This is a genomic window from Micromonospora sp. MW-13 (assembly GCF_003434305.1).
In the GTDB taxonomy this organism is placed as follows: domain Bacteria; phylum Actinomycetota; class Actinomycetes; order Mycobacteriales; family Micromonosporaceae; genus Micromonospora.
The window spans coordinates 125,177-138,623 of the sequence record NZ_QKKX01000028.1 but is presented as its reverse complement, the minus strand read 5'-3'; the positions used below and the strand labels follow the sequence as shown (position 1 = coordinate 138,623).

Below are 13,447 nucleotides of genomic sequence, written 5' to 3'. Positions count from 1 at the left end.
TGGCTGATGTCGTATTCGACTCAGCTCCATAGGCACCCGGAAGGCACACCTGCTGTGCAGCAGCGCCCACACCAGGAACCCCAGACTCCCTGACCGAAGCGCTCCCGCCCGAATCACGCCACCGCCGTGGGTGTCGAGGACGTGTCGGGCAGGCTGTCTCTCCATGCATAAGGCTGTGGGGGTGGTGGCCGGTTGGGTAGAAGGATCCGGTAGAGCGCTGTGGCGGGCGATCGTGGCGCTGTCGAAGGTGACCGAGAACCCGGCCGGCCGTTCTCCTGCTGGTCGCCTGCCAAGCTGCGCGACCACCTCGTCGAGGTCGGCCACGTCACGGCGATCAGCATCGAGACGATCCGACGTGTCCCGCACGAACGTGGGATGTCGTGGCAGGCCACCAAGACGTGGAAGGCCAGCCGCCTAACGCACCGCCAACCAGCCTGGCGCACCGCCGACCAGGCCGAACTGACCACCGGATTCGCCACCGAATCCAAGATCCGGCACCCGGACTACCCCTTCAAGGCTGCATGACGGGGCACTAGTCGTCCTCCTCCGGGTCCTGGTTGGCCTCGGCGCCGAGCACGAACGCCTGCATGGCCAGCTCGTCCCCGGACGGCGAGACGAACGCGGGCAGTTCCTGGGGGCCCAGGTCGCGCACGTACGACCAGAACAGCCGAACCGCCTCGGCCGGGGTCGCCGCCTCGATCGGGAGGTCGAGGCTGACCAGCCACGGGCGGCGCGCCGGCGGCGGCCCGAGCCGCTCGGCCAGTTCCCGGTAGGTGCCGGCGGGCAGCGCGGTGACCGGCCCGTCGAGGGCCAGCCCCTCGGCCGGCACCGGGTCGTCGAAGGACCTTCGGGTGTACGCGACCACGAACGCGCCGGAGGCGGGGTCGGACTGGGGGTCGTCCGGGTCCTCCCGGCGCTCGACGGTGGGCCGGGCGACCCGGCCCAGTGCCACCAGCCGCAGCGGCTCCTCGGCCAGCACCGCCACCGGATCGCCGAACCGGGGCCCGACGGGCGCGGTCGGGCCGGTCGGGCCGGTCGTGGCGGTCGGGCCGGCGGGCGTGGCACCCGTCGGCCGGGCCGCACCGGCGGCGTCGAGCCCGGTCAGCTCCAGCGTGTCGTGGTGGACGAGCCGCTCGGCGTCGTACCGGCCGGGCGGGAGAAGCACGGCCCAGGCGCCGTCACCCGGCCCGCCCTCGCCCCGGACGTGGATCGTGCCGCTCACTCGGCGGTCGGTGTCGGTCATACGGGCAATCCCATCACGCCTGCCCCGACCCGCTGACATGGCAACCGGCCAGGTGGTCGTCCACCATCCCGGTGGCCTGCATCAGCGCGTAGGACGTGGTCGGGCCGACGAACCGGAACCCGCGCTTCTTGAGCGCCTTGGCCATCGCGGTGGACTCCGGGGTCAGCGCCGGCACCTGGGCGAACGCCTCCGGCCGGGCGGCCCGGGGCGGCGGCGCGAACGACCAGAGCAGGGCGGAGAGCCCGTCGGGCAGGTCCAGGGCGGCCCGGGCGTTGGCGATCGCCGCCTCGATCTTGGCCCGGTTCCGGACGATGCCGGCGTCGGCCAGCAGCCGGGTCACCTCGGCCGCACCGTAGCCCGCCACCGCCTCGATGCGGAACTCGTCGAAGGCCAGCCGGAAGGCGGGGCGCTTGCGCAGGATGGTGAGCCAGGACAGCCCCGACTGGAACGCCTCCAGGGTCATCCGCTCGTAGAGCTCGTCGTCGCCGCGCAGCGGCCGGCCCCACTCCCGGTCGTGGTACGCGGCGTAGTCCGGGGTGCTCGCCCCCCACGCGCAACGGGACAGCCCGTCCGCGCCGATCACCAGGTCAGTCACGGCGTACACGCTAGACCGGCTCGCCGACAGCCCGCCGCCGTGCCGCCGTACCGGGGGTGTCCGGGTGCCGGGAACCCGCGTTGTCACCGACCTGGCTGACACGCCGGCGGCCGGCCGTCAGGGCAGGCGGCCCTGCTCGACCAGCCGGCCGAACTTCTTCAGCGCCTGGGTGAGGCTGACCTTGGAACCGGGCCAGAGCACCGGCCAGGCCACCCGGCCGGCGGTGCCGCCGGGGAGGTGGAACCACTCGTGCCAGACCACCTGGGTCCGGCCGCCCTCGATCTGGGTGCAGCGCAGCACCCCGGGGCCGCGCAGCAGCCGGCCGCAGTGCACCACGCCGACCTCGTAGGGCGCGTCGACCCGCACCACCCGCATCTTGTCCCGCAGCACCGCCGGGCCCAGCGCGGTGACCGCCTCGACGAGGCTGCCCTCGCCGCCGTCGCCCTCGACCACCTTGACCGTGGTGAACGGGATCCAGTCGGACTGCCGCTCCCAGGCGACGAGGGCGGCGAACACCCGCTCGGCCGGGGCGTTGACGATGACCGTCGCGGTGACCTCACCCGCGCCGGGATGGGCAGCCTGGCGCAGGCCGTCGCCGTCCGTCCCGCCGGTCACGCCGGCTCCGACCGGACCGCCGGTCCCCGCCCGCCCGCCGGGTCCGCCGGCTCGCCGGTCCCGGGCGGGGCGGCCTCCGGCGCGGCGGCGGCGTCAGCGGCCCGCGCGGGCACCGTGGCCGGCTCGGCAACGTCGGTGGACACCGTAGCCGGCTCGGCAACGTCGGTGGACACCGTGGCCGGCTCGACGTCGGCGTACCCCGTGGCCGGCTCGTCGGCGGACGCGGCCTTCCCGGAGTCCGTACCCGGGTCGTCGACGGGACCGGCGTCGGCTGCCTCGGCGACGACCGCCGCCTGCTCCCGGGTGTGGCGCAGCGCGTCGGCGTCCGCGGTCCGTCCCTCGCGCAACGCGGTGACCTCCGCCTCCAGCACGCCGATCAGCTCGGACTTGTACCCGATGTCGTAGGCCGCCCGGCGCAGCGCCTGGTCGACCTGGGCCATCCGGTACCCGCGCAGCGCCGTGTCGAAACGGACGTCGCCCACGTCGGACTCGCGCAGCGGCCGGCTGGCGGGCAGCGGGACGGCCCGCCCGTCCGGCTCGACCGGTGCCAGGCCGGGATCGCGACCGGTGACCAGCACCGTCACCCCGAAGACCACCGCCGCGACCGTGAGCGCGACGACCAACAGGAGCAGTACCTGACCCATGTAGGAGATCGTGGCATGCGGACGGGCCGGGAGCGACCCCGCCGGGCGGTCCTCCCACAGATCGGTGCGGATCTGTGCGGTCTGCCGGGCGGGCCGGACGCCGGCCGACCGGCTAGCGTCGCAGGGCGGGCCGGGCCGCACGGCCGTGGCGAGATCGGGAGGCGAGCATGACCGGGGCGTTTCGGCTCGGAAGTCGCACGTTCGCGCGGGGCGAGCTGGCGGTGATGGCCATCGTCAACCGCACCCCGGACTCGTTCTTCGACCGGGGCGCCACCTTCGCCCAGGACAGCGCGCTGCGTGCCGTGGAGCGGGCGGTCACCGAGGGCGCGGAGATCATCGACATCGGCGGGGTGAAGGCCGGCCCCGGCGACGAGGTGGACGTGCCCGAGGAGATCCGCCGCACGGTGGACACCATCGCCGCGGTCCGGGCCGCCTTCCCGGACGTGGTGATCTCCATCGACACCTGGCGGGCCGAGGTGGCGGTGGAGGCGGTCGCGGCCGGCGCCGACCTGCTCAACGACACCTGGTCCGGCGCGGACCCGGCGCTCGCCCGGGTCGCCGCCGAGACCGGGGCCGGGCTGGTCTGCTCGCACGCCGGCGGGCTCGCGCCGCGCACCCGCCCGCACCGGGCCGCCTTCGACGACGTGGTGGCCGACGTGGTCGCGACGGTGACCGGCCTCGCCGAGCGCGCGGTCGCCCTGGGGGTACGCCCCGACGGCGTCCTCATCGACCCGGCGCACGACTTCGGCAAGAACACCCGGCACTCGTTGGAGATCACCCGTCGGCTCGCCGAGCTGTCCGGCACGGGCTGGCCGCTGCTGGTGGCCCTGTCCAACAAGGACTTCATCGGCGAGACGCTGGACCTGCCGGTCGCCGAGCGGCTGGAGGGCACCCTCGCGGCGACCGCGGTGTCGGCCTGGCTGGGCGCCCGGGTGTTCCGCGCCCACCAGGTGCTGCCCACCCGCCGGGTGCTGGACATGGTGGCGTCGATCCGGGGCGACCGGCCGCCGACGGCCACCCGACGCGGTCTGGCCTGAGCGCCCGCCGACGCCGGGCGGGCGGGCCGGCGCCGGGCCGGCGGATCAGGTCCAGCGCAGGATGTTCCGGCGCCAGGCGTAGAGGATGCCGAGCGCCAGCACGGCCACGAAGATGCCCATCTCGGCGACGGTGACCAGGCCGAAGCCGGGCCGGTCGAAGACCACCGCCCAGGGGAAGAGGAAGACCGCCTCGACCGCGAACAGCACGTACAGGTACGCGTAGACGTAGTACCGGATCTGCATCTGCGCCCAGTCGCCGCCCACCGGGTCGAGGCCGCACTCGTAGCTCGCCCGCTTACCGAGGGGTTCCGCCGGGCTGGCGGGACGCAACACCCGGTTGGCGGAGAACGCCGCGACGAAGAAGACGACGCTGGCGAGCAGCAACAGCCCGAGCGTCGCGTACGAGCCCAGGTAACCGGTCACGGTGGGTCAGCCTACCGGGCCCCGCCCGAACCCGTGCCGGACACGTTACGGAACTGTTTCCCAGCGGGACTGGTGTCCTGTGGCAAGTATTGCCGAATAATGAATCCGCCCTGAAGGTCACGGAAGAGAGCTGGCCCGCGTGGACGTACGCCCCGCCCGGCGGGCAGCCGATCGACGTGTCGCCGCGCTGCTCGCGGTGTCCCTCGCGTTCGGGGTCGCGACACTGCCCGGCTGGGCCGCCGCCGCCCCCACCGTGGCCCACGCGTCGGCCGCGCCGGCCGACCCGCCCGGAGACCCGGCCGGCGAGCCCGGCGACGAGACGCCTCCGGTCGAGCCCACCGCGACCGATCCGGCGCCGACCGAGGCACCGCCGACCGGGCCGCCACCGGAGACCGCCACCCCGGCGCCCACGCCCACCGGGCCGGCGGCCACCACGCCGGCCGGGCCCGTCGACCCGCCTCCGACCAGCACCGCGCCGGCCACCACCACTTTGCCGCCGGCGACCTCCGCCCCGCCGCCCCGCCCGTCGGCCCCCGGCCCGGGCGGGTCGGCACCGAGCCGGTTGGGCGTGCGGGTCAGCACGGAGGACGTCACGCTGACCGAGGCGTACTGGAACGCGGAGGACACGACGACCACCCTGCGGGTCACCGTGACCAACACCGGCGAGGTGGCCGAGCTGATCCGGCTCTCGTACACCCTCCCGGCGGGCCTGACCGACGCCGGCACCCCCGGCTGCGCCGCGGCCGGTGGCGGCGAGTACCACTGCGGCGGGTGGCCGACCGCCGCCGGCGACCGGTTCAGCACCCTGGTCAGGGTGCGGGTCGACGGCGCCGCCTGGCGGCGGATGCCGCTCAGCGGCGCGGTCCGGGTGAGCGCGAGCGCCCCCGGCGTGGCCGGTTCGGCCGACGACAACGAGGGCTTCGCGGTGCTCTTCCCGCCGGGGCCGCCGGTGCCGGGCATCTCCCTGGACGCCGGCGGGGTGGCCTTCGACATCAGCGGGGCCGCCAGCGAGTTGGGCGTCCGGCTGGGCAACACGGGCAAGGCCGACGCCGCCGGCCGGATCGAGGTGGTCCTGCCCGCCGGGGTGACCGTGCCGACCCCGCCCGCCGGCTGCGCCGCGCTGGACCAGGCCCGCACCCGCTGCGACGTCGGCACGGTGCCCGCCGGCGGCACCGTCGCCCTCCGGCTCCCGGTGAGCGCGACCGCCGAGGCCCAGCGGGACGCGCCGCTGGCCGGCGCCGTGATCGGCCGGGTCGACCCGCGCAGCGGGCAGGCCCGGCAGCTCCAGATGAGCTTCCGGATCACGGCGGCGGCAGCGATGTCCACCCCGATCGCCACCCCCGCCCCGGCCGGCTCCCAGGGCGTGCTGGCCGCGGCCGGCGCGGGCCCGGACCCGGCCGGCGGCCTCACCTCGGTGCAGCGCACCGCAGTCATCCTGATCGTGGTCTCCGTGCTGCTGGTCGTGCTGGCGCTGGCGCTGGCCACCACCGCGCTGCGCCGCCGGCTGGCCGGCCAGGCCCGCACCGCCCGCGCGCCGGCTCCCTCGGACTGAGCCGGCCGCCCGACCGCCAGGCCCGGCCGCCGCCGGTCGGGCCTGGCCCGTCCGTGGTCTCCAGCCGGACGGCGGCGGCGGAGAGGGCAGCCCGGTGATCCTGATTACGGCGGGCATGCCAAAGCAGCATCAAACGGGGCATAATTGCCCCGAATTTGGTCCCAGTCGGCGGACCACGGGGAGAGTTCGACCCCCCACTCGACGTAGGCTCTCGGGTGGGAAACTACAGCCGACCGGACCAGCCACCGGCGGTGCGGGGCAGCGGTGCGTCAAGGAGGTCACGTGGCCGGGCAAGGCGAGGTCACCATCATGTTCAGTCGCCCGCGCCACCGCGCCGAACGAAGCGAGGTGCAGGCGTGACCAAGCAGATCCGTCAACTCGACCGGGTGGTCATCCGGTTCGCCGGGGACTCCGGCGACGGCATGCAACTGACCGGCGACCGGTTCACCTCGGAGACGGCGCAGTTGGGCAACGACATCTCCACGTTGCCCAACTTCCCGGCCGAGATCCGGGCCCCCGCAGGCACCCTGCCGGGCGTGTCGAGTTTCCAGGTGCACTTCGCCGACTACGACATCCTCACCCCCGGTGACGCGCCGAACGTGCTGGTGGCGATGAACCCGGCCGCGCTCAAGGCCAACCTGGCCGACCTGCCGCGCGGCGCCGACATCATCGTCAACACCGACGAGTTCACCAAGCGCAACCTGGCCAAGGTGGGATACCAGTCCAGCCCACTGGACGACGACTCCCTCGCCGGCTACGTGGTGCACCCGGTCGCGCTCACCTCGATGACGGTCGGGGCGCTCGCCGAGCAGGCGGTGTCCAAGAAGGACGCCGAGCGGGCCAAGAACATGTTCGCCCTCGGCCTGTTGTCCTGGATGTACTCCCGGCCGTACGAGTCGACCCTGCGCTTCCTGGAGCGCAAGTTCGCCAAGCGTCCCGAGCTGGTCGCGGCGAACATCGCGGCCTTCAAGGCCGGCTGGAACTTCGGCGAGACGACCGACTCGTTCTCGGTACGGTACGAGGTGAAGCCGGCGAAGATGCTGCCGGGCACGTACCGGAACATCACCGGCAACGCCGCGCTGTCGCTGGGCCTGGTGGCCGCGGGCGTGCGCTCCGGCCTGCCGGTGTTCCTCGGGGCGTACCCGATCACCCCGGCGTCGGACATCCTGCACGAGCTGAGCAAGCACAAGCGGTTCGGCGTGGTCACCATGCAGGCCGAGGACGAGATCGCCGCGGTCGGCGCGGCGCTCGGCGCGTCGTACGGCGGGTCGCTCGGCGTGACCACCACGAGCGGCCCCGGCGTGGCGCTCAAGAGCGAGACGATCTCACTCGCGGTGGCGCTGGAGCTGCCGCTGGTCATCGTGGACGTGCAGCGGGCCGGGCCGTCGACGGGCATGCCGACCAAGACCGAGCAGGCCGACCTCAACATGGCCCTGTACGGCCGGCACGGCGAGGCCCCCGTCGCGGTGATCGCCCCGAAGTCGCCCTCGGACTGCTTCCACGCGGCCATCGAGGCGGCCCGGATCGCGCTGACCTACCGCACTCCGGTGATCCTGCTGTCCGACAACTACGTCGCCAACGGCTCCGAGCCGTGGCTGCTGCCCGACGTGGAGTCCCTGCCCGACCTGCGGGTCGAGTTCGCCACCGAGCCCAACGGCGAGGACGGCACCTTCCTGCCGTACCTGCGGGACCCGCAGACCCTGGCCCGGCCGTGGGCCATCCCCGGCACGCCGGGGCTGGAGCACCGGATCGGCGGCCTGGAGAAGGCCGACAAGACCGGCGACATCTCGTACGACCCGGCGAACCACGACTTCATGGTGCGCACCCGGGCGGCCCGGATCGAGACGATCCCGGTGCCGGACGTCGAGGTGGAGGACCCGGACGGCGACGCCCGGGTGCTGGTGCTCGGCTGGGGCTCGACGTACGGGCCGATCGGCGCCGCCTGCCGGGGGCTGCGCCAGCGCGGCCTGTCCGTCGCCCAGGCGCACCTGCGGCACCTGGCCCCGATGCCGGCGAACCTCGACGAGGTGCTGCGCTCCTACGACCGGGTGGTCATCCCCGAGATGAACCTCGGCCAGCTCGCCCACGTGATCCGGGCCAGGTACCTGGTCGACGCCATCGGCTACAACCAGGTCCGCGGCCTGCCGTTCACCGCCGCCGAGCTGGAGACGATGCTGGAAGAGGTCCTGAAGAATGTCTGAGCCCGTCGCCCTCAAGCTCACCGCGAAGGACTTCAAGTCCGACCAGGAGGTGCGCTGGTGCCCCGGCTGCGGTGACTACGCGATCCTCGCCGCCGTGCAGCAGTTCATGCCGGAGCTGAACATCCCCCGGGAGCGGACGGTCTTCGTCTCCGGCATCGGCTGCTCCTCGCGCTTCCCGTACTACATGAACACCTACGGGATGCACTCGATCCACGGCCGCGCCCCGGCGATCGCCACCGGCCTGTCGGTGTCCCGCCCGGACCTGTCCGTCTGGGTGGTCACCGGCGACGGCGACGCGCTGTCGATCGGCGGCAACCACCTGATCCACGCGCTGCGCCGCAACGTCAACCTGAAGATCCTGCTGTTCAACAACCGGATCTACGGCCTGACGAAGGGGCAGTACTCGCCCACCTCCGAGGTCGGCAAGATCACCAAGTCGACCCCGGCCGGCTCGGCGGACGCGCCGTTCAACCCGCTCTCGCTCGCCCTGGGCGCGGAGGCCAGCTTCGTCGGCCGCACCATCGACTCGGACCGCAAGCACCTCCAGTCGGTGCTGCGGGCCGCGGCGGAGCACCAGGGCTCGGCGTTCGTGGAGATCTACCAGAACTGCAACATCTTCAACGACGGCGCGTTCGACCAGCTCAAGGAGCCGGCCACCCGGGACGACTTCCTGATCCGGCTGGAGCACGGGCAGCCGATCACCTTCGGCAAGGACGGGCAGTTCTGCGTGGTGCACCCGCCGGGCGGCTTCGGCCTGGAGGTGCGGGAGACCGCCTCGGTACGCCCGGAGGAGATCGTCGTGCACAACGCGACGGTCACCGACCCGGCGTACGCGTTCGCGCTGTCCCGGCTGCCCGGGCTCGACCTGCGCAACACCCCCATCGGCGTGTTCCGCTCGGTCGACCGCCCGTCCTACGACAGCGTGGTGCAGGATCAGGTCGCGGCGGCGAAGGCCGCGGTGACCGAGACCCCCGAGCAGCAGCTTGCCGGCCTGCTCGCCAGCGGCGACACCTGGACGATCCGCTGATCCGTCGCCGACGGCGGCCCGGCGACGCGCCGCCACCGTGACACGGAAAGGGCCCGCAACCTTCACAGGTTGCGGGCCCTTTCGTCGGTGCGGGGGAACTCCGGTCGGTCAGAAGACCAGGTTCAAGCTGCCCCAGCCGGTGGAGATGACCTTGCCGCTGGCGTCGATCCAGTTGCCGCGGCCGTCGGTGGTGTAGAGGCGCATCTGGTTGCTGCTGTTGACGCCCATCATGTCCATCATGTTGTCGCCGTTCCAGTCGCCCGGCGTGATGATGTTCTTGAAGTTGCCCCAGCCGCTGCCGATCTGCGTGCCGGCCGGGTTGGTCCAGCCGCCCGCCTGGTCGGTCTGGTACATCTTCAGGATGCCGGTCGAGGTGCGGCCGATCAGGACCTCCTTGCCGTCACCCTTCCAGGCGCCCGGGGTGAGGAACAGGTTGAACCCGTTCCAGCCGGTGCCGATCCGGGTGCCCGCCGGGTTGGTCCAGCCGCCCGCGCCGTTGCTGGTGTAGCGCCACAGCTCGCCGTTGGACTTGCGCACCATGAGGCTCGGGAGGTTGTTGCCCAGCCAGTTGTTCGTCACCATGAGGGCGGTGAAGTTGCCCCAGCCGGTGCCGATCCGCTTGGCCGCGCCGGCGGCGTTGCCCTTCCCGTCGGTGTTGTAGATCCACAGCTCGCCGGTCGGGGTCACCTCCATGAGGGACGGGGTCCGGTCGCCGTTCCAGTTGTAGACCCGGAAGACCCGCTTGGCGCTGCCCCAGCCCGAGCTGATGTTGCCCTGGGCGTAGAAGCCGCCATTGCCGTCGTTGGAGAACCCACGCCCCACGTACAGCCGCAGGTTGCCGGCGGTGTCCCGCGCCATCAGGTCGGTGTGGCCGTCGCCGGTCCAGTCGCCGTTCACCAGCGACGGGCGGGTCCGGTCCGCGTTGATCGAGTTGGCGTAGTAGCTGATCCGCTCGTAGTAGCCGGGGTAGCTTCCACAGGGGTTGTAGCCCCAGTCGGTGATGCCGACCTGCTTCCCGGCGACCAGCAGCGGGCCGCCCGAGTCGCCACCGCACGTGTCGACGGTGACGGATTCGTCCGGCCGCATGTCGCCACCGGCGCAGATCATCCGGTTGGCGTCATAGTGCCCGTACGCCCCGCAGATCTGGTCGGTCTTCATCGTGACGGTGCCCCGGCGAAGCACGGTGTCGTCGGCCGGGGTGGGTTCCGTCGTCTCGTCGTTGTTGCCGTAGCCGACGATCTCGGCGACGGTCCCCGCCGCGTACGGCGTCTCGTCGCCCTGGGCGCTCAGGGCGACCGGGGTGTACTCGGCCGGCAGGTTCTGCTTGAGCGTGAGCACCGCGACGTCGTCGAGGATCTTGTCGGCGGTGCCGGCGATCTGGTCGGCCAGGTTGTAGCCCTGGTGGGTCCAGGTCGAGGCGATCTCCGCCACGTATCCGCCGCCGGTGGCGGGGATGCTCCAGGTCGAGTCGAGGAGCTGGTTGCGCCCCGCGACCACCCGGGCGGTGCCGACGAAGTCGACCGTGCAGTGCGCTGCGGTCAGCACCTTGTTGGGTGCGATGACCGTGCCGGTGCACCAGCTGATCCCCGAGTTGTCGTAGGTCAGGACACCGACGACGTACTTGTAGTTCGACACGTTGGCCAGGTCCCCGCCGATGATCCGGGGCGAGGCGAGTGGTGCCTGGAACCGAGGGCCCTTGGCACCCGGCGCGGGCGGGGTGAACTTGCCCGCCTTGAAGTTCTTCGACGAGGTCGTCCGGCTCTCACCCTGGATGTCGCTCGCCGGCTTGAGCACGTGGTCATTCGAGGGGGCCGCCTGGACGACCGTTCCCGGCGCGACGACCGCCGCGCTGCCGAGGGCGAGGCCGGCGATGATGCCCGCCGCCCGCCGCCGGACCCCTGCGGTGTTTGCCACTTCAGCCACTAATTTCTTCCCGTCGTTCGATTAACGAGGCACTCGAAACTGCCGACGTGCGGTGCGTCGACCGGACGGAGAGACGACGAGGCCGGGGCATGATGTGTGCACCCCGCGCGCTCTGTTGGATCCCCCGTGCCTGAGCCAATCGAGGGGCGCCGGCGACAATCGGATGCCACGCCCATTGGCAATTCCAAGCGGCCAAACGGTAGCAAGCATCGCGCCGTCACAAAAGATCCGACAGGATGAATCTTCGCCAACCGAAACCGCAGTAGCCGCAGGTCGATCGGCTGGCGGACGTGGGCCGGGGGCACAGACCCGGCCCGCACGCCGGCCCTCCGGCGCCGGCGGCAGTCCTCGGCTCAAGCCCCGGCGTCAGCCCGGCGTGCTCGCCGGCTGGGGGCGGTCGTCGCGGACGTGCACGAGCATGTCACCGGTCTCGATCACCGCGCCGGCCCGGTCGCTGAGCGTGACCACCTTGCCCCGGCGGACCAGCGCGATGACCAGGGAGTCCAACTCGCGCGGCGAGCGTCCCACCTCGCTGCGCTCGGCCGAGCGCATGGCCAGCGCCATGCCCTGGCCCGGGGTGAGCAGATCCTCCACCACGTCGATCAGCGGCGGCGCGGAGGTGGACAGTCCGAGCAGCCGGCCCGCCGTGGCCGACGAGACGATCACGTGGTGGGCGCCGCTCTGCTTGAGCAACGGCGCGTTCTCGGCCTCCCGGGCCGCGGCGATGATCCGCACCTGGCCGGCGGTGAGCTGCCGGACGGTGAGCGCCACCAGGACCGACGCGTCGTCGCTGTCGGTCGCGATGATCACCGCCTTGGCGTTTTTCACGTGCGCCTCGTTCAGCACCGACGAACGCGTCGCCGAACCCTCGATCGCGACGAGTCCGGCCGAGGTGGCCTGCCGCAGCGCGGCCGGGCTGCGCTCGACCACCACGATCCGGGACCGGTCCAGGCCGTTCTCCAGCAGGGCCGAGACGGCGCTGCGGCCCTTGGTGCCGTAGCCGCAGATGATGACGTGGTCCTTCACGCTTCTCCTCCACCGCGACAGGCGCCGGCCGGTCCGGTACTGCTCGGTCAGGACTTCCAGGGTGGTACCGACCAGGATGATCAGGAACAGCACCCGGGCCGGGGTGACGAACAGGACGTTGACCAGCCGCGCGGACGGAGCGGCCGGGGTGATGTCGCCGTAGCCGGTGGTGGAGAGGGAGACCACCGCGTAGTAGAAGCAGTCGAGAAGGGTGAGGCCGTCCTCGTTGACGTCGCGGTAGCCGTCCCGGTCGAGGTAGACCGCGGCGACCACGGCGAGGACCAGGCCCAGGGCGGCGGCCAGGCGCAGGCTCAGCGCGCTCAGCGGGCCCCGCCGCTGCGCGGGAAAATGGATCACCGTCGGACCTGCTCCGCCGCCGTCACCTGCACGTGCACAACATAGCCGGTACGCGGGCATCCGCACCCCGGGGTGCCACCGGGACGAGGCCGCCCACGCCCCGGGACGGGTCCGGCCACGCCGGCTCGCCGGACCGGGACTGCCCGGATGCCCCACACCGGGCATGATGGGACTGTCGGCGGAGAGACGACCGGGAGTGAGGCCGCATGTCGTTGCTGCGACGGGTCATCGGCGGGGTGCTCCGCCGGATCAGAACGCGACAGGGCCGCACCCTGCGTGAGGTCGCCGAGGCGGCCGGCGTGTCGCTGCCCTATCTGTCCGAGGTCGAGCGGGGCCGCAAGGAGGCGTCGTCGGAGGTGCTCGCGGCGATCTGCCGGGCCCTCGGCATCCGCCTGTCCGACCTGTTGGAGGAGGCCCGGGACGACCTGCGCCAGGTCGAGCCGCGCACCCCGGTGGGTCCCCGGGCGGCCGTCGCCGCGCTGCCACTGCCGCGGTACGGCGACCGGCTGTCCCGGCTGGAGCGGCCCGGCGACCGGCGGGGGGTCGACACGCACCTGGCGCTTCCCGGGGCGCCGCTCGCCGTGGGACCGCGTACCCCCGGACTGGCGCACTGCGGGCGGGCCGCGACGGGCGCGCGGCGGCCGGTCGCCGTCTAGCCTCACCGCCCGGCTGCGACGCCCCGGCCCGGTTCTGCCGTCGGCGGATCTGCCGGCGGCAGAAGCGCTGGGATCGCCGCCGCCGGCGGGCGCACGCTGGACGGGCTGGTCCCCGGGGCGGTCGAAGTCGCCCACCGGCGCGGTGGAG

General features: G+C 72.9%; 13 protein-coding genes. 6 read left to right on the top strand and 7 right to left on the bottom strand.

The features are described 5' to 3' along the window. Nucleotides 1-219 precede the first annotated feature (219 nt). Nucleotides 220-525 carry a hypothetical protein gene (locus C5N14_RS33140; RefSeq protein WP_243639628.1) on the top strand — a complete coding sequence of 102 codons (306 nt, stop codon included), beginning with the start codon at nt 220-222 and terminating at the stop codon, nt 523-525. A gap of 7 nt (nt 526-532) precedes the next feature. On the opposite strand, the gene C5N14_RS15345 is transcribed toward C5N14_RS33140, so the two are convergent. The 4 genes from C5N14_RS15345 to C5N14_RS15330 form a co-directional block, all read right to left on the bottom strand. Beyond that, nucleotides 533-1,243 carry a hypothetical protein gene (locus tag C5N14_RS15345; protein ID WP_117668758.1) on the bottom strand — a complete coding sequence of 237 codons (711 nt, stop codon included), beginning with the start codon at nt 1,241-1,243 and terminating at the stop codon, nt 533-535. Between the two features lie 13 nt (nt 1,244-1,256). Further along, nucleotides 1,257-1,838: a DNA-3-methyladenine glycosylase I gene (locus tag C5N14_RS15340; RefSeq protein ID WP_117668775.1), complete on the bottom strand. Its 582-nt coding sequence runs from the start codon at nt 1,836-1,838 to the stop codon at nt 1,257-1,259. A gap of 117 nt (nt 1,839-1,955) precedes the next feature. Beyond that, the gene (locus C5N14_RS15335) at nt 1,956-2,453 is read right to left on the bottom strand and encodes an SRPBCC family protein (RefSeq protein ID WP_117668757.1); all 498 of its coding nucleotides are present in this window, start codon (nt 2,451-2,453) and stop codon (nt 1,956-1,958) included. Beyond that, entirely contained in the window at nt 2,450-3,097 is a 648-nt protein-coding gene (locus C5N14_RS15330; RefSeq protein ID WP_117668774.1) for a DivIVA domain-containing protein, read from the bottom strand. Before C5N14_RS15330 ends, C5N14_RS15335 begins: the two co-directional genes overlap by 4 nt. A gap of 167 nt (nt 3,098-3,264) precedes the next feature. On the opposite strand from C5N14_RS15330, the gene folP reads away from it, so the two are divergent. Then, nucleotides 3,265-4,134, top strand: a complete 870-nt coding sequence (folP, locus tag C5N14_RS15325) for a dihydropteroate synthase (RefSeq protein WP_117668756.1) — start codon at nt 3,265-3,267, stop codon at nt 4,132-4,134. 45 nt (nt 4,135-4,179) lie between these two features. Here folP and ndhC read toward each other — a convergent pair whose 3' ends face one another. Further along, complete coding sequence (ndhC, locus tag C5N14_RS15320) at nt 4,180-4,557, bottom strand: NADH-quinone oxidoreductase subunit A (protein ID WP_117668755.1); 378 nt, start codon at nt 4,555-4,557, stop codon at nt 4,180-4,182. Nucleotides 4,558-4,696: 139 nt separating this feature from the next. On the opposite strand from ndhC, the gene C5N14_RS15315 reads away from it, so the two are divergent. The 3 genes from C5N14_RS15315 (at nt 4,697) to C5N14_RS15305 (ending at nt 9,337) form a co-directional block, all read left to right on the top strand. Further along, on the top strand, nt 4,697-6,109 hold the full coding sequence (locus tag C5N14_RS15315; protein ID WP_243639626.1) for a hypothetical protein: 1,413 nt from the start codon (nt 4,697-4,699) through the stop codon (nt 6,107-6,109). Nucleotides 6,110-6,465: 356 nt separating this feature from the next. Then, complete coding sequence (locus C5N14_RS15310) at nt 6,466-8,310, top strand: 2-oxoacid:acceptor oxidoreductase subunit alpha (RefSeq protein WP_117668753.1); 1,845 nt, start codon at nt 6,466-6,468, stop codon at nt 8,308-8,310. Then, entirely contained in the window at nt 8,303-9,337 is a 1,035-nt protein-coding gene (locus tag C5N14_RS15305) for a 2-oxoacid:ferredoxin oxidoreductase subunit beta (RefSeq protein ID WP_117668752.1), read from the top strand. Before C5N14_RS15310 ends, C5N14_RS15305 begins: the two co-directional genes overlap by 8 nt. Before the next feature lie 108 nt (nt 9,338-9,445). On the opposite strand, the gene C5N14_RS15300 is transcribed toward C5N14_RS15305, so the two are convergent. Continuing rightward, nucleotides 9,446-11,251, bottom strand: coding sequence for a trypsin-like serine protease (locus C5N14_RS15300; protein WP_165878123.1), 1,806 nt, complete (start codon nt 11,249-11,251; stop codon nt 9,446-9,448). 375 nt (nt 11,252-11,626) lie between these two features. Further along, a complete protein-coding gene (locus C5N14_RS15295) occupies nt 11,627-12,643 on the bottom strand; it encodes a TrkA family potassium uptake protein (RefSeq protein WP_117668750.1) in 1,017 nt (338 codons plus the stop codon). Between the two features lie 206 nt (nt 12,644-12,849). Here C5N14_RS15295 and C5N14_RS34195 point away from each other — a divergent pair, with 206 nt between their 5' ends. Further along, nucleotides 12,850-13,299 carry a helix-turn-helix domain-containing protein gene (locus C5N14_RS34195; RefSeq protein WP_371685846.1) on the top strand — a complete coding sequence of 150 codons (450 nt, stop codon included), beginning with the start codon at nt 12,850-12,852 and terminating at the stop codon, nt 13,297-13,299. The last annotated feature ends 148 nt before the right edge of the window (nt 13,300-13,447 follow it).